Origin of the sequence: Arthrobacter sp. B2a2-09 (genome assembly GCF_027587375.1) — a bacterium.
Taxonomy (GTDB): Bacteria; Actinomycetota; Actinomycetes; order Actinomycetales; family Micrococcaceae; genus Arthrobacter.
Genome location: NZ_JAMXIC010000020.1, coordinates 13,031 through 31,763, shown reverse-complemented (window position 1 = coordinate 31,763; position 18,733 = coordinate 13,031). Strand labels below are relative to the sequence as shown.

The following is an 18,733-nucleotide window of genomic DNA, read 5'->3' as shown; positions in this document are numbered from 1 at the left end:
CTTCCTTCAGTTGGTGGATCATTTGCTGAGGATGGTGTCCAACGCAACGCTGACAGCGCTGAGATGGTCGGCCATGGCGGCTTCGGCGGCTGGGGCGTCGCCGGATTCGATGGCTTCGACGATGCGGAGGTGTTCATCGTCTGAAACATGTTGGCGGTCGGCCACCATGTTCAAGGTTTCGGATTGGTGGGCCAGGGCTTCGCGGATGTCTGCGACAACGCTTTCGAAGACCTTGTTGCCGCTTGCGCGGGCGATGGCAGAATGGAAACTGGCGTCGAGGCTGACCCAGGTCTCAGGGTCGGTCTCGGCGGCCATTGACCCGACGATTTCCTTGAGGTGTTCAAGTTCTTCCGGGCTGCGGCGTTTCGCGGCCAGGCCGGCTGCCGGGACTTCGATATGGGGTCGTGCCTCGTTGAGGTCGCGTGCCGAGTACTGGCCGAGTGTGAGGTCATTGGCCACCCGGTCCGCGACGACGAACGTGCCTTTACCGGTCTTGGTGACCGTTAGCCCGAGCGCAGTGCAGGAGCGGAGCGCCTCACGGATGACCGAGCGGCTCACCCCGTACTGCGCGGCCAACGTGGCTTCAGAGCTGAGTTTGGCCCCCACTTCCACGGTTCCGTCCTCGATCTCCTGACGGATGGCGCTGAACACGGCTTCCGCAGCACTGAAGCGGGCGAGGGGCCGGGGGATTGATGGCCTGGGCGCTTGGACCGGCCGGGGGACGGCGCCGCTTGTGGCGGTGCGCTGGCCAGCCGCAGCTTTCTGGCTGACGGCTGGCTGTCCAGTGGCGGCCTGTCCGGCTGTCCGGCTGTCTGACAGGTTCACTCTACGAATATGGCACGGGTCACAGGGCGGTGTCAAGATTCGCCGGCTTGCCGGGTGGGCCCTCGACTTAAATGCTGGATGCCCCAGATTTAATTGTCTGATGCGCTCATGGCGGCAAGTGGGTTGATTTCTAGGGGCAAATCCGGGCACAGCCTTAATTGTTATGACTACCCTGGCGAAAATTACTCCGGCATCGAGCCGATTGGCGACGGTAGGAGGATTTCGAAGCGGCATTCGTGAGGCGAACGAACTGCTGCCGGAGCATAATTGCATCCATGGCCAACCGTCCGCGCGGGGGATGGGATTCAACGACACCAACAGCACCGCCCATCACGGTGGAGGTGCCGGTCCTCGGCATCGGGGCAGGGCCTTCAGACTATGAGGAGTTGGCGCGCTACGTGTTTGCCCTGCGTAGGCCGCGGGGATTGCACATGACGCTGTTGCACCTGGGCGTCCTGGATGACTTTTGCCGGGACGTGGCCGATTGGACCAAAGGCAACACCAGCGCAGAGTCAGCCCTGCTCAGGACTGTTGCGTGGCTCGAGGGTCTGCCGGTGCTGGACGCCTTTTCCGGCAGTGCCGAAAGGCTGATCGTCCTGGGCAGCGGCGGAGTGTGCGGACTGGAAGTAGACGTACCCGTCTCGGTGCGTGACTTTCAGGTCTCCCTCGTGCACGCCCTCCATGAACTCCTGGATGAACTGCTTGTCGACAACATCGACGACTTCATCCTCAGCTCCCCCGCCCTTGGATTCCGCTCGCCTCGCTGGGTACCCCATGTGGCTGTGGGCAGGCCAATGCACAGGGGCCGCGGACCGTGGGAAATTGGAACAGTGGCGGTTGCGTTCGGCGAATCGCGGATCAGGAACCGCCAGCATTTCCCTCAATTGCCGTAGTGGTACCTGCGGGCCTTATCCGTGGCTTCTGAGCCGGATCGTCCGGGCTTGGTGGATGGCGGCCAAGGCAACTGCGCTGGCCGTGAGCCTGAGGGCGTGGACCCTGTACCACCGCTTCAACAGGGGCCTGCGGCGCGACTCGTCGAGCGGCTGGGGGCTGAAGAACAGCTTGGGGTTGACGGACCGAAGCAGGTACGCCGTAGCGGCCGCCCCCGTAGCGGAGCTGGCGGCACCCACCATCAGCCAAGCCCTGCTGTCGGAATGCTTCCACCCGGCGATAAGGGCAGCGACGGCGGCCGGGGCACTGAGCGGCGCGATCGGTGCGTAGTAGCGACCGGGGCTTCCCGCTCCAAAGGGGGTTCGAGGGAGTTCGCGCCTCGCTTCCGAAGCCGCGACCCGGTCCGGGATTTTGACGATGGCCTCGTAGAGATTGCCGAAGAACCAGTGCGCGTGGGTGAACTCCGCGACACCCAAGAGCCAATCAGCAAACACATCCCGACGGTCTGAAGAAGTCTGTCCCATGCCCACAATCTACCGCCGATGCTCAGCGTTGGACGTGGAGTCCGCCTTCCACGCCAGCCGCCCGGGCTATATGGTCAGCACCATGGATTGCGTCGTTGAGCCGTGAGGCCAAATGAGCGGCAAGATGGAGGAGCAGCCCTTGGTCAGGATCCGTATGATTTTGCCTGCAAATGTGCGCCATCGTTCCGGGGGAAGTATCTACAACGCGAGGCTGGCTGAAGCCCTCCGCGCCCTGGGCGCAGAGGTCTCGGTCTGCAAGCTCGACGGCGACTGGCCTTCGGGAACTGCCGGAGACCGGAGTCGCTTTGCCGGTGCGCTTGCCGGAGGCGATCTGCCCATCTACATTGTCGACGGCCTGATTGCCGCCGGCGTGCCCACGGGAATCGAGGCCGCGACCTCTGCCGGGCGCCGTGTCTGGGTGTTACTCCACGTGCCCCCTTCAGGGGAGGATCCAGTGGAAACGAGGGCGCTCCGCGCCGCGACAGGTCTTCTCTGCACTGGTTCCCGTACCGCCGAAGCAGCTAATCGATTGGGCCTGAGCAACGTGCACCTGGCGACTCCGGGTGTAGATCTCCCATCGAAAGCACGCCCAAGTCCACGAGGGGCTGCGGCGGCACCGCATTTCATTATGGTGGGCGCCCTACTCCCCAATAAGGACCAGATCTTCTTTGTCGATGCTCTGGAACGGATCAAGGACCTGGCGTGGACCGCTGCGCTTGTGGGCTCCACAAAAGCAGACCCCTCGTACGCGGCGGCCGTGCAAGAGCGCATCCTCCGGAACGGACTCGAGAAGCGGGTGGAAGTAACTGGTGAGCTTTCCGGCTCGGCCTTGGAGGAGCAGTGGCTCGGTGCTGATCTCAGTCTGTTGATCTCACACTCGGAGTCCTTCGGCATGGTGGTCCAGGAGTCCCTGGCTCACGGCATACCGGCAGTGGTCCGCAAAGGAACCGGCGCCGTCGAAGCGCTCGGCGCCCACGGTGCCGGTGAAGCGATCGATCTCACCGCGGGAATCGGATCGTTGGAGAAACTCCTTCGGATGTGGCTTGGCGACCCTGCCCTACGGAAGGGGTGGTGGGACGCAGCCGCGGCAGCCAGCGGGCGGTTGCCGCGATGGGAAGACACGGCACGGGAGGTCCTTCGCGCCGTCACGGCGGCGTGAGGGCTTCCCCGCCTTATAGGTGCTGGATGCCTGCCCGCTGCATGGCGTCCCTGTAGGTTTCGATGTTCTTGGCCAGGAGTTCCTGCTGCTTCGCCTCGGACAGGGCAAACGCCCGTCCACCGAGCGCGCTGGCCTTGTAGACCTTGATCCCGTGCTGCCGGAGCGGCGAGTGGTAGGTCTTCTCATAGAGCGCCAGGAAGGCTGCGGCCTCCGCGCCATGCGCGACGACGGCGGAGACCCTCTTGTTGATCTTGAGGAACTGGCGGAACGGGCGGAGCCCGTCGGTCTTCTCCTGTGCGCTCAGTGCCGGCGGCAGTTCGGGGTCGCGGACCCAGGGGTAGCAGTTCCACGGCATGACGTAGCGGACGTCCAAGTCGGCGGAGTCATAAATCAGCTGCGCACGTCGGGCGGCGTCGTCGTCGTTGAGGTGCGATACGAAGCCCGAGGTGGGGGCCCGCCCCGGGCTGGTCTGGAGGGTGACGATCCGGCACTCATCTTCGTCATGCACCGGATCGATGTAAGGCACGGAAGAACCGGGCCTTTTGGCCATCAGTTCGTCGCACAGCTGCGTCACGGCAGCAATGTTGGGCTCCTGTAGCAAGGCCCTTTTTTCGTCCCAGTCAATGGTCACGTTCTCTCCTTCGGCAGCGCGGCGTCCAGAATCGGCGTCCCTTGCCACTTTACGCCGTCACCTTACGCGTCGCTCACGCTCCTGCAGAGCCGAGGGATAAAACTGCCCGACGACGGGCCGCGCGGCGAGCTTCCCGCCGCGCCTTTCGGGTTCGGCTACTGTCCCTTGAGCTTCTGCATATCGCGCCGGTCCTTCTTGGTGGGCCGTCCTGCGCCGCGATCGCGCTGCGGTAGGCCGAGGGCCGGTGCGGCGGGGCGCTCCGGAGTGTGGTCGGTGAAGCAGTGGGATGCTGCTTCGGCCCCCACCCTTTTGGCAATGAGCCTGCGGACCTCAAGGATGCGCTCGAAGCCTGGCTGCCGGACTCGGATGGTGTCGCCGATAATCACGGACTGCGAGGCCTTGACCGGGTTCCCGTTGATTCGCACATGTCCAGCCCTGCAAGCGGTTGTGGCTGCGGAACGGGTCTTGTAAGCGCGGATGGCCCAGAGCCAGGCGTCAATGCGCACGTTGCCGGTTTTTGATGTTTGGGCGGAGGTCGGAAGGCTAGTCATGATTGCGAACGAGTATAGTCGGCGCGGCCTGGGCCGTTGTCCGCAAAGCCGATTACCGGCGTCGAAGTTCCGCGTATTCAAGGTGCGGGACGACGGTCCCTGCGTCCCGCTCCAGGAAGTTGGTGCCGGGCGCGACGATGTCGTCAATGGCGTCCAGGACGGCTTCGTTGAGGACAACATCCGCTGCTTTGAGGTAGTCGACCAGATGGTCCTCCGTTCGTGGACCGATAACCACGCTGCTGACGGCCGGATGATTCAGGGCGAAGCCGACTGCAAGCTGGATGAGGGTGAGTCCATGCAGTTCGGCGACGCGGGCCAAGGCATCGGCTGCCAGGAGTTTGTTCCTGTTGAAAGGTGCCGAGACGTCGAAGCGTCCGGGAACGGCCGACGCGCGGGAGCTTGCGGGCTGGGGAACTCCCACGCGGTAGTTCCCGGAGAGCCAGCCGCCGTCGAGCGGTCCATAGCTGAGCACGCCAAGGTTGTACTGCTGCGTGATCGCGAAGACGTCGCGCTCATTCGCGCGGACCAGCAAGGAATAGGGGACCTGATCCACCACTGGCGGTATGAGGTGGTTCGTGATGGCGATCCACTGTGCCTCCACAAGCTGCGACGGCGTGAACACCGACGTTCCGTAGTAGAGGATCTTGCCCTGCCGGATGAGGTCGTTGAGGGCCGTGATGGTTTCCAGGACGTCGGTGTTGTAGTCCGGACGGTGCGCCTGGTAAAGGTCGATCCTGTCCGTCTGCAAACGGTGCAGGCTGCCTTCGACCGCTTTCATGATCCAGCGCCGGGAATTCCCAGCGTGCGCGGGATTCGGCCCCATTTGTCCGTGGAACTTGGTGGAAAGGAAAACGTCATCCCGCCTGCCATGGAGGGCACGACCCACAATGGCCTCTGCCTCGCCTTGCGAATAGATGTCTGCGGTATCGACGCTGGTGATGCCGGCGTCGAGGGCCGCATGGACAACGCGGATGCTTTCCTCGGCGCCGGTGGGCGCCGAGCCCGTCCCAAGGTTAAGGGTTCCCAGGGTAAGGGGGCTGATCAGGGCGCCTGTGCGTCCCAGGCTTCGAAGCTCGCTGAGGCTCATCTCCGGCTTCCTCCGTGAAGAATCAAGGCTGTGCAATGGATTGACACGACGCTACACATGTCGCGGTCGGGACACTCGAAAAACGTACAAATTCTTCGCTTTTCGTATTGCGGGGTAATGAAAACAGCGCGTGACGAATTATGAATTGACTTGAATCGACACGCGAATACACAAATATTGCCGTTATCGGTGTCCAGTGAATTAGTAGAAAGGCAGGCACGAAACTACAGAGAAAGGAACCCGCCATGACCCAGGTAACGGTGGATGGAGCCGCTTCGATCAAGCAGGCGTTCGCGCAATTTCCCTCAGGCGTGGCGGCATTCAGTGCCATGGTCGGCTTCGCGCCGGAAGTCCTCGTGGCATCGAGCTTCACAGTGGGAGTCTCGCTCGAACCACCGCTGGTCATGTTTGCGGTGCAGAACTCCTCCACCACGTGGCCCAAACTCCGGCGCGCCCCGCGGCTGGGTGTTTCCATCTTGGCCCAAGGCCAGGAAGCCGTGTGCCTGCAGCTCTCCTCGCGGACCCAGGACCGATTCGCGGGCCTTGCGACCTCAACGAGCGACGCCGGTGCGGTGTTGATCGACGGCGCGGCGCTGGTGCTTGAATGCGAAGTGGTCTCCGAAACCCCCGCGGGTGACCACGCGATCGTCGTCCTCGAAGTGAAGTCCGTGGAGATCAACCACGATGCCGAGCCCCTCATCTACCACGGGGCCGGGTTCAGGCAACTGGCCGCCTGAGGTTGGGCGCGGCCCAACTAGATCGCAGTAGGTGTCGTTTTCGCGCGTCAAAACGACAACAAGTGCGAGTTAGTTGGGTGAGCCGGGCACTGCGGGGTGGGCGCGGCAGCCGGGCACTGCGGACGCTACGCCCGGGGGCGGGCTCCGGCAGAGGCCGTCACTCGGCCGGAAGGGACAGGCTTGCCGCCGTGGGAGTCTCCCCGGTGTTCGCGGACCGGAGCGGCAGTCCCGGGCGACTCGTCGACGTTCCCTTCCGCGGGTTCGTCAGAAGCTGGCGCGTCATCGGCTGACGCCTCGGTTGCCCGGTCAGCGTCTCGTTCAGCGTCGCGTGCTGCGGCCCGTGCGTCAGCCTCGGCGACGGCGGCAGCCCACTGGCTGTTCAGGACCGGAGGATCCTGCTTTACCGCAACCACAAAGGGATGTTCCTTGGCCTGGGTTGTGGCTGTCGCTGCGATTCCGGCTTTGACCTGGGCGGGCTTAGGCCAGGTCCGCGGGTTCACCAGCGACTTCCAAGGGAGGTTCCGGACAGTCGACCACGACGCCGACCACAGCAACCTGGCGGTCCCCATGATTCCAAGACCCGGTTTCCTGGGAACCGCCGGAACCGTGCCCAGTGAGCCCTCTTCCGCCGTCGTCGATTCCTCAGAATCGAGCGGCATGACGGGGGTGCGCCGAGGCCGCGGGGGCAAGTGCACAACCGGTACGGCATCGCGTTTCGGGAAGATCCCCACCATCGCGAGCAGGATGATCGAAACCAGCTTCGCGACGCCAGCCAGCACCAAGGTGACAACCATCAGGAAGCCCAAACCAAGGAACATCAGCAAAGCCAGCCCGAGCGTTCCAAAAAAGGTCAGATTGAGGCCAAGTGTTGTTGGATCCTCCACGTAGCCTCCCCGAGCCAGAGTTGTGAGGTGGGCGCCGCAACCGAAGGTCTGCGGGCATGTCTTCTAGACTACGGTCGAAATCCGAATGAATCATCCGCCATACTGCGGCTCGCCGAGGTTGTTTCGAAGCTGTTATCTGCTGTGACAAAATTTGTTACCTAGCTCTCACCTTCTCTTCCAGATAGGGCATCAATGCCACTCGATCCGGCCCGCCTCCGCCACGGGGCTTGCCCTTGCTTGTCCGGAGAGCAGTACACCGAGTGCTGTGGACGTTTCCACCGCGGAGACGGCGACGCGCCCACGGCAGAACAGCTCATGCGTTCGCGCTACTCGGCCTTTGTGGTCCTTGATAGCGATTACCTTCTGCGCACATGGCACCCGGACACCAGGCCTGCCGCGCTGGACTTGGACCCGGACATTGAATGGCGCCGGCTTGACATCCTGGCGACGCGCGGAGGCGGTCCCTTGGACGCGAAAGGGACGGTCGAGTTCGCGGCGCACTACCGTTCCGACGGCGAACGTGGAGTCCAGCGCGAAAACAGCCGCTTCCTGCGGATCGACCGGCGCTGGTACTACCTCGACGGCGACGTTGGCTAGCTCTGCCTCGATCAGCGGCGAGGCTCAGCGGTACTTCCGGTGCAGGCTCTCTTTCAACGAAGCGCCCGGGGTGGCGTCGGCGATCCATGGACCCGTTCCTTCTGATTGGTCGAGGATCCCAGCCTCGAGCCAGGCATAGTCGCCCGCGAGGACGTTCGAGGACAACTCATGATCGACGTCGTCGGTGTTCCGCCACAATTGATCGAAGTATCCGTCCACGCGAATCCGGGCCTGCTCGCAGTAGGCCTCGGCAAGTTCGTACGCCGCTGCGCCTTGCTCCGGTGCGGTCTGCAGCAGCATCTCGGCCCGTGAGCAGCACGCTGCCATGGCAAACAACTCGGCCCCGATATCCACGATCCTGCCAAGGAACGCTTGTTTGTACTCAAGCCTCGCCTGCCAGCGGCCCATCCCGTAGAACGTCTGCCGGGCGAGCCGGCGCGAAGCCCGCTCCACATACCGCAATTGCTTGGCCAGGCGTCCGAACTCACTGTAGGACCGGGGGTCCATACCGGCTCCGGCCACCAGCTTTGGGAGCCATTTGGCGTAGAAACCTGAGGCGCCGACGGCGGCACGGGCCTTCTCCTGCAGGGTTGCGTCCGCCGAAGCGAGCTCGCCCGCGGCCGAAAGGTGGGCGTCGACGGCTTCGCGGGCGATGAGCAGGCGCATGATCTCGGACGAGCCTTCGAAGATCCGGTTGATGCGCATGTCCCTCAGCAACTGCTCGGCGGCCACCGCGCGTTCCCCGCGGGCCTCCAAGGAATCCGCCGTCTCAAATCCACGACCACCCCGGATCTGCACCAGCTCATCAGCCACCGTGTAGCTCAGCTCAGTGGACCAAAGCTTGGCCAGCGCAGCCTCGATCCTCACATCCTTCTGGCCGGCATCGGCCATCTCGGCAGAGAGTTCAAAGACAGCTTCAAGGGCAAAGGTGGTGGCGGCGATGAACGCGATCTTCTTGCCGACGGCCTCGTGTTTTCCGACCGGCCGGCCCCATTGGGTACGGGCGTTGGACCACTCGCGGGCGATCTTCAACGACCACTTGCCCGCAGCCACGCACAGCCCGGGGATGGAGAGCCGGCCCGTGTTGAGCGTGGTGAGCGCGATCTTGAGCCCCTGGCCTTCGCGGCCCAGCCGGTTGGCTGCCGGAACGCGGACTTGGTGGAACCGCGTCACGCCGTTCTCGATACCGCGAAGGCCCATGAAGGCGTTGCGGTTCTCCACGGTGATGCCGGGGGAGTCCATTTCCACCACGAACGCTGTGATCCCGCCCTTGAGTGCCGTGCCGTCGGGAGCGGTGCGGGCTGGAACAACCGCCATGACCACTACCAGTTCGGCGATCACGCCGTTGGTAGTCCAAAGTTTGACGCCGTCCAAAAGGTAAGACTCGCCGTCGTCGCTTGGCACTGCCGTGCAGCCCATCCGGGCGGGGTCGCTGCCGACGTCGGGCTCTGTCAGCAAGAATGCCGTGATGGCGCCGGCAGCGCAACGCGGCAGGTACTCCTGCTTTTGTTCGGGCGTGCCGAAGACTTTGACCGGCTCCGGGACGCCGATGGACTGGTGGGCCGAAAGCAGCGCGCCAAGGCTCGGGTGGACCGACCCCAACAGCGCCAACGCCCTGCCGTAATAGACCAGCGACAAGCCCAAGCCGCCGTAATCGCGCGGAATCTTCATGCCGAAAACGCCGAGCCGCGTGAGGCCGGCGAGGTATTCGTCCGGGATCTTGGCATCGCGTTCGATGACGCGGCCGGACATCGTGCCGCAGAACTCCGCCAGCTTCGCCATGAACTCTTCGCCGCGCTCGACGTCTTCGGCTCTAGCCTGGGGCCAGGGATGGATCAGTCCAAGATCGAAATCGCCCAAATACAGCCCCTTGGCAAAACTTGGGCGGGTCCATTCGGTGTCGCGGGCGGCCTCGGCGACGGCGCGGGCTTCTTCCGCGGTGACGCCGGAGCTCTTGTTGTCAGTGGCGGAGGTCATGGGAAGACTCCTCTGGCCGGCTATGCCGGTTCGAGCCCAGGATCCGCCTCGGGTGGAGAACCCTTCAGCTGTCCCTCAATGCTACCCGCGGGTAGGTACCTGTGCTAGGGGCGGCTTGCGAGGGGAATTCCACCGGCAGTTCCACTTTTCCGGCATGGTGAACCAACTGGTCCCACGCAAAATTGATGCCGTGGACCAGCCCACCCAGCACGTTCTTCACGGTGTACCAGGCGAGGCTCCCCGCTCCGACCAACGCAAGCGTGGCCATGGCGGCTACCGCGATGAATGCTGCCAGAACCAGGCCAAGGATTAGTGTTCCCACGAAGACGTAGGTGCTGGTGTCTAAGGTCGTCAAGTCGAACTGCATTGGGTCCCCTCCGCAACGCTGCCAAAGCCGACGTCGGAGTGTCGACGTCGTTGGTCACGACACTAGGGGCGAGCTTGAAGGTTCGGCCACCGGAAACACGGGCCCTGCGCCTGTTGATACGCGATCGAAACCCTACCGGCAGGTAGATCACGGAAGGGTTGCGGCGCACCCTGCGTTAACCTTGTACGGGGCAGTTTTCGGGATTTCCGCTGCCAGAAGGTTCCGCGGCAGCTGAAGGAGAGTAAGTGTCCCGCTCAGCAATGTCCTCAGCCGACGCCATCAGTGCACGGCTCAGAGACCTCGAACTCCTGACCAAAGGCCCCGCGTGGGCCCTCACACGCTCGGCCCCCTGGGTCATCGCGGTGCTCCAAGCATCCTTCACCCGAACAAGGCCGCAGCTTCCGCTCGAAGAGTTCCATGCCGACCTCGACGCTTTCCTTGAGCAGCTCCGCAGGCAGGATCCCGGGCTGGGCGGGCAGGGGAGCGGCAAGGCGTTTGCCGACGAATGGACCCGCAAGCAGTTCCTGACCCGACGCGGCCAGTCCGGCCAGATCGTCTACGAAATCACCGAGGCCGCCGCGCGCGTCCTGGCTTTCCTGGACAGCCTGTCCAGCGAACGCTCCACCCTCAACGGTTCCCGCCTCGGAACGCTGCTGGGCGACGTCGAAAAGCTCGCCAACGAGACCAACCCGGACCAAAGCGCCCGTTTGGAATCCCTCTCGGAGGAGATTCAAGAGCGTCAGCAGTTGATCGAGGACATCAGTTCCGGCGACTTCGACGGTCTTTTGGACGATGAGGAAGCCGTGGAAGCGGCCGGGAACATCCTGGACCTTGCGGCGAGCCTGCCTGCCGACTACAAGAAGATGCGTGACCGCATCGAAGAACTGGTAGGCGAGCTCCGCAACCAGATCATCGAGGAGTCCCTCAGCAAGGGTGCCACCATGGCGCAGGTCCTGGAGGCGGACAAACGCTTGCGGCAGAGTCCCGAAGGCCGCACGTTCCGCTCCTTCACGGCGTTCCTCGAGGACCCGCAGCAACAGTTGCGCTTCCGTTCGGCGATCGGTGACGTGTTGAGTCGCCAATTCGCGGACGACCTCAGCCAGGAGGACCGGGAAACCCTCAAGAACCTCGTGGCGGAACTGCGTACCCAGCACAGCCAGATCCAGCGCATCTACGGCCGGCTGTCCGAAAGCCTCAACAACTACATCCAGAGCGACGACATCCGCCAGTCCGTCCGGCTCCGGCAGGTCCTGCGCGAAGCCGAACAGGCGATCCGCTCCATGCCCTACGAACGCGACCGTCCCGGCCTGGTCCGAGGCCCGGTGTTGTTCAATGCGGGATTCGAATCACTCGCCATGGTCAAGCTCTTCGATCCGGATGAGTTTGCTGCGCCTCCAAAGCTTGCCGACCCCATCGCCTTCAGCGATTCGGACCGGGTCCGTTCGCTGCGCTCCGCGAAGGCAAGGCCCGACGCCGTCCGCTCGGCAATGGCGGGCGCCTCCACACTGGCGGGGGCCTGGGCGAACCTCCCGGAGGAAGAACGCCACATCAACACGGTCCGGGCACTCCTGTCCGAAGCGTTGCACGGTGGTGCGGAGTTCGACCGGGCCGCCTGGGAAAACGTCGACTTCGAACAAATCGATGGCAGCACACGCACCGCGTACCTGCCGCTCGTGACGCTGACTAAGGATTCCGATGACTGACGCCCACCCCACCGAGCATGCGGCCTCTTCGGAGCAAGGAGTGGACATAACGCAGCATGTCCACTCTGAGGCTTCCCAGGATGGACATGTCCATCAGGATCCGTTCCGAGTCACGCCCCGCGACACGTTCGTCGACGGCGCGGCGCTGTTCCCAGGCGACACCGGCGTCCTGCCCATGAAGGTCCGCCAGGCCCTCGTGCGGCTACTCAAGGGCCCCTATGTCGACGGCGGCCGCGACGAAAAGCTCTGGACCACCCTCCTGGACAACCAAGTGATTCTCCGCAGCCGGCTTTCAGAGCTTTTCCTGAACCTGCAACTGGACCACGAGCGCAAGATTGCGGTGCTCCGGCCGGTCGATCCGGAGGCCATCGGAGGCAGCGCCCGCTCGAGCATCCTTCGCCAGCAACGCGCGTTGAGCCGCGTGGAAACCATCGTGCTTCTGCGCCTGAGGCTCCTCCTCGACCGCCACGTGACGGCCCAGACCGACCCGGTGATCACTCGCGAAGAAATCGCCGAACTCGTGGCGCACTACCAGCCATCCGGCCAACAAGACGCCCTCCGCGACACCGACGTCGTCAACCGCACGGTCACGAAGCTCCTGGCCCGCCAACTCGTCCTGGCCACGGGCATCGAAGACACCTTCGCGATTTCCAAGGCCCTCCCACTAGCCCTCCCCTTCGAAAACATCGGCGACATCCCAGCCCAAATCGAAGCGCTGATCGCAGTAGCAGCCGACGAATCAGGCACGGAACCCCTGATCGAACTAACAGAAACGGACGACGACGGCGACGGGTCCGAGCTGCCCGACGACACCGAGGCGGATGACACCAACGGTGACGAACGAGCCGCAGCGGTGGATGCCGGCCAGGGAGTGGCATCTAAGGCACTGGCCGAGGGCCCCGACGCGAGCTTGCGAGTGTTGGGTAGGCCACTGCCGCTGTCGGAGCCGGCAGCATCGTCCGGAGGACGAATGCTGTCCGGCGAAGGGGCGGGGCCGGCATCCACCGCGGAGGCAAACGCAACCACAACTGACTCAACCGAGAGCGAAACCATGGAGGCAGCCAAGTGACGATCGCAACCATGCTTCCGATCGGCGAACTCACCAACCCGGGCCAGATGCGCCTTGCCTTGGTCCAGGTAGTCAACTGGGGCACGTTCCACGGCGCCCACACGATGCACGTGGACCGCAACGGCACGTTGCTGACGGGCAATTCCGGCGTCGGTAAGTCCACGTTGTTCGACGCCATGCTCCGCGTCTTCGATGCCCGTCCACGCTCCAACGAGGCTGCCGCACAGCGGGCCGGCGGGGCTGTGGAGGACAAGAGGACCACGTTCACGTACATGCGCGGAAAAGTGGGCGACAAGGCCGTGGGCGAGGGTTCGGCGAGTGCCTTCCAGCGCCCGGGTGCCACCTGGTCCGCCGTCGCCCTGACGTTCGACAACGCGGCCGGCACCAAGATCACTATCTCGGCCCTCTTTGACCTGCCCAAGAACGGCACGGAGTCCAGCGTCGGCCGGTTCTACGTGATTGACAACAAGCCCCTGGATCTCGGCGCGATCGAGGGCATCGCGGAGAAGCGCTTCACCAAGGGCGCGCTGGAGACCATCTTCCCGGACGCCCAGATCTTCGATGTCCACAAGGCCTTTGCGGAGCGTTTCCGCCGGCTTCTGGGTATCAACTCGGACCAGGCGCTTCCACTCTTGCGCGTGATCCAGGCCGGTAAGGGACTCGGCGGCAGCGTCAACACGTTCTTCCGCGACCAGGTGCTCGACGCGCCCGCGACGCTCACTGCTGCGGACGACGTCGTCGAGGAATTCAGCAACCTCATGTCCATCAGGCAGCGGCTGGAGGACGTTCGCCAGCAGCGCGATCAGCTCGCCCCCGTTCCCGGGATGAACAAGGAGTATGCCCAGTCGTTGCTGGAGGCCAACCGGCTCCGGGAGCTCAGCGGCGAGGAATTCGACGCCTACAAGCAGCAGCTCTCAGTCACGGTACATGCCAAGACTCTGGCCCGTTTCAAGGACCTTGCCCAGTCGAAAGCCAAGGAACTCAGCGGTGAGCGAGGCGTCCGGGACGCGCTCGCCAAGGAGCTTCGCCAGCTCGAATCGGACTACAACAACCAGGGCGGGAACGCGATTTCGGCGATCGAGCAGTCGCTGGAAAATGCCCGGGTCGGCCTCAAGCTCCGCCAGCAGGTGGAGGAGGCGGCCCGCCAAGCATTGGCCGACGCCGGACTCAACATTGAGTGGACCGCTGAGGGTTGGGAGCAGGCCCACGAGCAGGCCGCGAGCCGCTCCGCCGAACTCAAGGACGATTCCGAAGCGCTGAGGGAACTCCGGTTCGAAGCCTTCGACGGCCACGCCACCAAGAAGCGTGAGCTCGCCGCAGCCCAGCAGGAGCTGGTCTCGCTGAAGACGCGCAAGTCCCTGCTGCCGCCGTCGAGCATTGAAAACCGCGCCGCGATCGCCGCGGCCACTGGCGTTCCCGAGGACCGCATGCCGTTCGGCGGCGAGCTGATAGACCTCGCCGAGGGGGAGGAGCAGTGGCGGCCCGCGGCCGAGCGCGCCCTGCGGAACCTCGCCACGACGCTGCTGGTTCCCGGCGAGCATTTTGCCGCGGTCACGCGTTACCTCAACGACAACACGGTCCGTGGCGCCCTTCGGGCAGTGGACGTCTCCAAACCGCTCGCGGGCGGCGCTTTGGCTGTGGAGGACGTGTCCGACGGCGAGCTGTTGACGAAGCTGAACATCCTCACCTTGGGGGCGAACGCCGACGCCGGTGAATGGATCCGCGAGCGGATCGCCCTCGATTTCGACTACCCGTGCGTGGAAGACCCGGACGAGCTCGCCAAGCTGGACAAAGGCCTGAGCCTGGGCGGTGTGGTCAAGCGCAACAGGCACACGGTGGAGAAGGACGACCGCTTCACGAGCCGGCAGGACTACGTTCTCGGTTTCGACAATGCTTCCAAGCTGGAGCTCGTGGCGGCGAAGGTGGGCGAGCTCGAAAACGAGCTTCTGAAGGCCGCCGAACTCGCCCAAAGCCGCGAGGATTCGCACCAGGGCATGACGCGCCAGCTCGAAGCGTTGCGCCGCATTGCCGACGACGAGCGTGGCTGGGAACAGGTGTCTGCAGCAGTGGCGGCCGAGGAACTCGCGAAGATCGAACAGCGACTCCAGGGCGCCTTGGCTGCGCAGGCCGACTTGGAACCCCTGCGTGCGAACATCGAGGCCGTGCGCGAAAAGCACCAGTCCTCCACAGGGGCGGCGGCGGTTTTGCAGAGCGAATACAAGACGCTCGACCATCAGATGACCACGGCGGACGCCCTCCTGGATGCTGCACGCAACCGCCTTGACCAGGCGCCGCCGTCGGGCGCTACTGTCACTGCCCTCGAACCGTACTTCAGCGCATTCGGCGAGGTGGGCGAGCTCCATGAACTCGACACCCTGGCTGCCGAAGTCCGGAGTAAGCTCTTGGCGGAACTCCATACAGCCGAGTCGCGCGGGCAGGCGTTGGCCGAGCGGCTAACGCGAATGTTCGAAGGATTCGTGCGCGAATGGGGCACCGCCATTTCCGCCGATCACGGCACCTCGATCGGCGCCGCGGGGGAGTTCGAGTCCCGTTATCACCAGATCGTCAGCGAGGGGTTGCCCGCGCAGGAAGCCGAATTCCGGCAGTTCTTCAACCAGCGCACGCACGAATCGTTCAGCACGCTGCTCCACCTGCTCGACGAGGAACGCCGCGCCATCACGAGCCGCATCCTGCCCCTCAACGGCATCCTGTCCGAGGTCAATTTCCATGAGGGTAGCTTCCTGGAGCTCGACATCAAGCAGACGCTGCCCGCCACCGCGAAGCAGTTCAAGGACGCCATCCACAACGCGTTGAAGACGCGTCACACCCGACCGTCGCGCGCGGCGGGCGCCGTTTCGGGTGCCGGCGTCCCGACCGAGGCGGACGACGACGTCGAACTCACCAACCGCTACAAGTCGCTCGAAACCCTGGTCAAGCGGCTCGGTTCGCAGACCCCCGAGGACCGGCGCTGGCGAGCCGAGGTGCTGGATGTCCGCGGGCATCTCTTCATCCAGTGCAAGGAGCATCGCTCCGTCCAAGGCCCGCGGGGTGGCAAGAAGACCGAGGTGTACATGCACGCAGACACCGGCTCGATGTCCGGTGGCGAACGGCAGCGATTCACGGCGTTCATCATGGCCGCGGCCCTGAGCTACCAGCTGGGCATCGCCGAACAGGGTTTCACGACCTACGGAACGGTGATGATGGATGAGGCATTCGTCCTGGCCTCGGAGGAGTTCGCCGGTGCAGGCATCAAGGCCCTGCACGAGTTCGGTTTCCAGTTGTTGCTGGCCGCCCCCGAAAACGTCATCGACCTCTCCCGACACCTTGGTTCGGTCACGGAAATCCTGCGCGACAAACGAACCAACCGCTCCGGTGTGCTCACGGCTCCAGTGATCGGTGGCCCGGGCGTGCCCGGCGAATGGCGCTCCGAGGCCAATCCTGTGGACATCGTGCTCCGCTAGTTCGGACGCTCGCTCACTTATGTGGCATTTTCGGCGGACGCTCGCTCACCTTTGGCGGGTTTCCGCCGGACGCTCGCTCACTAGATGTGAGCGAGCGTCCGCGGTTTTGCCCTCAAAAGTGAGCGAGCGTCTGCCGCCGGGGCGACTACTATCCTTGTACCCGCCCCAGGAACTGAGCGGTCCTGGACTGTAGTCCGGCGATTTGGCGAACGACGACGGCGGCCGGGTCCGGATTGATCTCATTGACGGGCGGCTCCTTGCGGACGTTGGCGCAGCAGCCGAATTCGGCGCAGATCAACGTCCCCACGGTGTTGCCGTCGCGGCCCGATTGGCCTGCGCGCCTGGCAACCCAAAGATAGACATCGTCCTTGGAAAACACGTCGCGGCACAGTTCGCAAAGGACTGAGCGCTTCTTGCCGGAGCCCCCCTCGGGGGCGCGCAGCAGGATGCCTGTGAGGGAACCATCGTTCGGAAGGATGAGATAACCTCGCATCGGCATCTTTTCGTCGCGCCAGCCAAGGAATTCGAGGTTGTCCCAGTCGAGGGAATCAAAGTCCTTCGGGAGGTTGAGTTTGGCGGCCTCCGAGCGGCTCGCATTGATGAATGAGGAACGGATTTGTTGAGCGGTGATTTTCTGCACGGCGAAGTTCTTTCAGATCGTTTGGGCTCCGAAGAGGAAGGACGCTGGCGTCTGGCGATCCGAGGGCACAGCAAAGGAACCCCTCGTTGTGCTTGTTGCGTGAGGCGGCGGGGCTAGTTTCCCTTGCCGCCGGGCGGGATGGCCGACGCGGAGGGAGCTGCAAAGTAGGCCAACATGGCCACCTCGCCAACCATGGCAGCGCCAATGTGTGTAGTGCGCATGCTCATCCTCTCGATCTTTGCCGCTTTCACGGCCTTGGCGCGGTTCGTTGAATCAACCGGCTCTGTCATCTTTGCAAACGCGGTGCTCGGTTTCCAAAAATCCCCGTGCGTTGAAGCTCCCGCTGGGCCCGACGCTCGCTCACTTATATGGCACTTTCGGCTGACGCTCGCTCACTAGATGTGAGCGAGCGTTTTGGTTTTTGCCGCCAAAGGTGAGCGAGCGTCCGGGTCTCCAGCAGAGGGCATCAATTACGTGATGCAAACGTTTCGTAATTATCGGAAGGGTAGGCTAGCCTTACTTAGGTTTGGATCACTTACCTAAGGAGTCTCGTGGCTTCCCGCCCCACACGCCGTGCCCTGCTGAAGACCGCAGGTGCAGCGACCGCAGCGCTTGCCGCCGTCGCGCTGTCCCTCAGCGCTTGCTCGACCGGCTCAACAACCGCCAGTTCCGCGACGACGCCGGCCCCAAGCGGTCAGTTCCCGGTCACCATCAAGAACGTCTTCGGTGAGACCACCATCAAGTCGCAACCGGAGCGCGTGGTGACCGTCTCGTGGGTCAACGACGACGTCGCCTTGGCTCTCGGCGTCGTACCGGTCGGTGTACCGAAGGTCGCCTGGGGCAACAATGACAAGGGCTCCACTCCTTGGAAGGACGCCGCGCTTGAGAAGTTGGGCGCCGGTTTCGGCACCGCGAAGGCCCCGGCCCGGTTCTCCGAGGCGGACGGCATCAACTTCACGGAGATCGCCAAGTTGGCGCCGGACGTCATCCTTGCCGCCTACTCCGGGCTGACCGAAGCCGACTATAAGAAGCTCTCCGAAATTGCCCCGGTGGTGGCGCAGCCCGAACTCGCGTACGGCACGCCCTGGCAGGAAGCCACCACGATCATCGGCAAGGCGTTGGGCAAAAATTCAGAGGCGGAAAAGCTCGTCTCGGACACCGAGGCCACCGTCAAGAACAAGGTTTCCGCGTTCCCGCAGCTCGCTGGCAAGACCTTCATCTACGGCAACCTCGAGCCCGCAAAGGGCGACGGCGTCAACGTCTATACATCCAACGACAACCGGCCGCGTTTCCTGTCCGAAATCGGCATGAAGCTCGCCCCCGTGGTGGAGAACGCCAGCAAGGGCTCCAAGGAATTCTTCGTGCCGTGGTCCGCTGAAAAGGCCAACGAGCTTTCCTCGGACGTCTTCGTGACCTGGGTGCCGGATTCCAAGACCACGGACCAGATCAAGCAGGACCCCCTGCTGGGCCAGATCCCCGCCATCAAGAAGGGCGCCCTGGTTGCCGACACCGACAACACCCTCACCCTGGCGATCTCCGCATCCTCGCCCCTGAGCCTGCCGTGGGCACTGGACATTTTCCTGCCCCAGCTGGCCAAGGGCGCCGACGCGGCCGCCAAGTAAGCGACACG

Annotated in this window: 16 protein-coding genes and 1 pseudogene; 8 read left to right on the top strand and 9 right to left on the bottom strand. The window is 63.9% G+C overall.

Annotation, left to right across the window (positions count from 1 at the left end; all coding sequences use genetic code 11):
- Positions 1 to 18: 18 nt before the first annotated feature.
- Positions 19 to 690: a FadR/GntR family transcriptional regulator gene (locus NFJ07_RS18615; RefSeq protein WP_269996750.1), complete on the bottom strand. Its 672-nt coding sequence runs from the start codon at positions 688 to 690 to the stop codon at positions 19 to 21.
- Between the two features lie 410 nt (positions 691 to 1,100).
- Here NFJ07_RS18615 and NFJ07_RS18610 point away from each other — a divergent pair, with 410 nt between their 5' ends.
- A complete protein-coding gene (locus tag NFJ07_RS18610; protein WP_269996607.1) occupies positions 1,101 to 1,718 on the top strand; it encodes a hypothetical protein in 618 nt (205 codons plus the stop codon).
- A 15-nt stretch (positions 1,719 to 1,733) separates the two neighbouring features.
- Here the strand turns inward: NFJ07_RS18610 and NFJ07_RS18605 are convergent, their stop codons facing one another.
- Positions 1,734 to 2,240 carry a DUF1772 domain-containing protein gene (locus tag NFJ07_RS18605; RefSeq protein WP_269996605.1) on the bottom strand — a complete coding sequence of 169 codons (507 nt, stop codon included), beginning with the start codon at positions 2,238 to 2,240 and terminating at the stop codon, positions 1,734 to 1,736.
- Positions 2,241 to 2,394: 154 nt separating this feature from the next.
- On the opposite strand from NFJ07_RS18605, the gene NFJ07_RS18600 reads away from it, so the two are divergent.
- Positions 2,395 to 3,399 carry a glycosyltransferase family 4 protein gene (locus tag NFJ07_RS18600; protein ID WP_269996604.1) on the top strand — a complete coding sequence of 335 codons (1,005 nt, stop codon included), beginning with the start codon at positions 2,395 to 2,397 and terminating at the stop codon, positions 3,397 to 3,399.
- A 13-nt stretch (positions 3,400 to 3,412) separates the two neighbouring features.
- Here the strand turns inward: NFJ07_RS18600 and NFJ07_RS18595 are convergent, their stop codons facing one another.
- From NFJ07_RS18595 to NFJ07_RS18585, 3 genes are all read right to left on the bottom strand, one after another.
- Positions 3,413 to 4,030: a uracil-DNA glycosylase gene (locus NFJ07_RS18595; protein ID WP_269996602.1), complete on the bottom strand. Its 618-nt coding sequence runs from the start codon at positions 4,028 to 4,030 to the stop codon at positions 3,413 to 3,415.
- A 155-nt stretch (positions 4,031 to 4,185) separates the two neighbouring features.
- On the bottom strand, positions 4,186 to 4,581 hold the full coding sequence (locus tag NFJ07_RS18590; RefSeq protein WP_236813437.1) for an RNA-binding S4 domain-containing protein: 396 nt from the start codon (positions 4,579 to 4,581) through the stop codon (positions 4,186 to 4,188).
- A gap of 52 nt (positions 4,582 to 4,633) precedes the next feature.
- On the bottom strand, positions 4,634 to 5,668 hold the full coding sequence (locus NFJ07_RS18585; protein ID WP_269996598.1) for an aldo/keto reductase: 1,035 nt from the start codon (positions 5,666 to 5,668) through the stop codon (positions 4,634 to 4,636).
- A gap of 245 nt (positions 5,669 to 5,913) precedes the next feature.
- Here NFJ07_RS18585 and NFJ07_RS18580 point away from each other — a divergent pair, with 245 nt between their 5' ends.
- Positions 5,914 to 6,405 (top strand): flavin reductase family protein, encoded by a 492-nt coding sequence (locus tag NFJ07_RS18580; protein WP_269996596.1) that lies wholly within the window; start codon positions 5,914 to 5,916, stop codon positions 6,403 to 6,405.
- A gap of 125 nt (positions 6,406 to 6,530) precedes the next feature.
- On the opposite strand, the gene NFJ07_RS18575 is transcribed toward NFJ07_RS18580, so the two are convergent.
- Positions 6,531 to 7,289 carry a hypothetical protein gene (locus NFJ07_RS18575; protein WP_269996594.1) on the bottom strand — a complete coding sequence of 253 codons (759 nt, stop codon included), beginning with the start codon at positions 7,287 to 7,289 and terminating at the stop codon, positions 6,531 to 6,533.
- A gap of 192 nt (positions 7,290 to 7,481) precedes the next feature.
- Between NFJ07_RS18575 and NFJ07_RS18570 the strand changes: the two genes are divergently transcribed.
- Positions 7,482 to 7,886, top strand: coding sequence for a YchJ family protein (locus NFJ07_RS18570; protein WP_269996592.1), 405 nt, complete (start codon positions 7,482 to 7,484; stop codon positions 7,884 to 7,886).
- 24 nt (positions 7,887 to 7,910) lie between these two features.
- On the opposite strand, the gene NFJ07_RS18565 is transcribed toward NFJ07_RS18570, so the two are convergent.
- Together NFJ07_RS18565 and NFJ07_RS18560 are read right to left on the bottom strand one after the other, a co-directional pair.
- Positions 7,911 to 9,863 (bottom strand): acyl-CoA dehydrogenase family protein, encoded by a 1,953-nt coding sequence (locus NFJ07_RS18565; protein WP_269996591.1) that lies wholly within the window; start codon positions 9,861 to 9,863, stop codon positions 7,911 to 7,913.
- Positions 9,864 to 9,927: 64 nt separating this feature from the next.
- The gene (locus tag NFJ07_RS18560; RefSeq protein ID WP_269996588.1) at positions 9,928 to 10,230 is read right to left on the bottom strand and encodes a hypothetical protein; all 303 of its coding nucleotides are present in this window, start codon (positions 10,228 to 10,230) and stop codon (positions 9,928 to 9,930) included.
- A 245-nt stretch (positions 10,231 to 10,475) separates the two neighbouring features.
- On the opposite strand from NFJ07_RS18560, the gene NFJ07_RS18555 reads away from it, so the two are divergent.
- From NFJ07_RS18555 to NFJ07_RS18545, 3 genes and pseudogenes are all read left to right on the top strand, one after another.
- Complete coding sequence (locus tag NFJ07_RS18555; protein ID WP_269996586.1) at positions 10,476 to 11,933, top strand: DUF3375 family protein; 1,458 nt, start codon at positions 10,476 to 10,478, stop codon at positions 11,931 to 11,933.
- Positions 11,926 to 12,762, top strand: a pseudogene (locus NFJ07_RS18550) (DUF4194 domain-containing protein); the annotation flags it as partial. The gene NFJ07_RS18555 and the pseudogene NFJ07_RS18550, both read left to right, overlap by 8 nt.
- Positions 12,763 to 12,998: 236 nt before the next feature.
- Positions 12,999 to 16,463: an ATP-binding protein gene (locus NFJ07_RS18545; protein WP_269996584.1), complete on the top strand. Its 3,465-nt coding sequence runs from the start codon at positions 12,999 to 13,001 to the stop codon at positions 16,461 to 16,463.
- Positions 16,464 to 16,611: 148 nt separating this feature from the next.
- Here the strand turns inward: NFJ07_RS18545 and NFJ07_RS18540 are convergent, their stop codons facing one another.
- Entirely contained in the window at positions 16,612 to 17,103 is a 492-nt protein-coding gene (locus tag NFJ07_RS18540; RefSeq protein ID WP_269996582.1) for an FBP domain-containing protein, read from the bottom strand.
- Between the two features lie 551 nt (positions 17,104 to 17,654).
- On the opposite strand from NFJ07_RS18540, the gene NFJ07_RS18535 reads away from it, so the two are divergent.
- Entirely contained in the window at positions 17,655 to 18,725 is a 1,071-nt protein-coding gene (locus NFJ07_RS18535) for an ABC transporter substrate-binding protein (protein WP_269996580.1), read from the top strand.
- Positions 18,726 to 18,733 lie beyond the last annotated feature (8 nt).

What these genes read in the sequence shown, in the direction of transcription:
- NFJ07_RS18570 (WP_269996592.1), top strand. Translation starts at nt 7,482, where the DNA reads ATGCCACTCGATCCGGCCCGCCTCCGCCACGGGGCTTGCCCTTGCTTG.
- NFJ07_RS18580 (WP_269996596.1), top strand. Translation starts at nt 5,914, where the DNA reads ATGACCCAGGTAACGGTGGATGGAGCCGCTTCGATCAAGCAGGCGTTC.
- NFJ07_RS18560 (WP_269996588.1), bottom strand. Translation starts at nt 10,230, where the DNA reads ATGCAGTTCGACTTGACGACCTTAGACACCAGCACCTACGTCTTCGTG.
- NFJ07_RS18565 (WP_269996591.1), bottom strand. Translation starts at nt 9,863, where the DNA reads ATGACCTCCGCCACTGACAACAAGAGCTCCGGCGTCACCGCGGAAGAA.
- NFJ07_RS18605 (WP_269996605.1), bottom strand. Translation starts at nt 2,240, where the DNA reads ATGGGACAGACTTCTTCAGACCGTCGGGATGTGTTTGCTGATTGGCTC.
- NFJ07_RS18600 (WP_269996604.1), top strand. Translation starts at nt 2,395, where the DNA reads ATGATTTTGCCTGCAAATGTGCGCCATCGTTCCGGGGGAAGTATCTAC.
- NFJ07_RS18610 (WP_269996607.1), top strand. Translation starts at nt 1,101, where the DNA reads ATGGCCAACCGTCCGCGCGGGGGATGGGATTCAACGACACCAACAGCA.
- NFJ07_RS18585 (WP_269996598.1), bottom strand. Translation starts at nt 5,668, where the DNA reads ATGAGCCTCAGCGAGCTTCGAAGCCTGGGACGCACAGGCGCCCTGATC.
- NFJ07_RS18590 (WP_236813437.1), bottom strand. Translation starts at nt 4,581, where the DNA reads ATGACTAGCCTTCCGACCTCCGCCCAAACATCAAAAACCGGCAACGTG.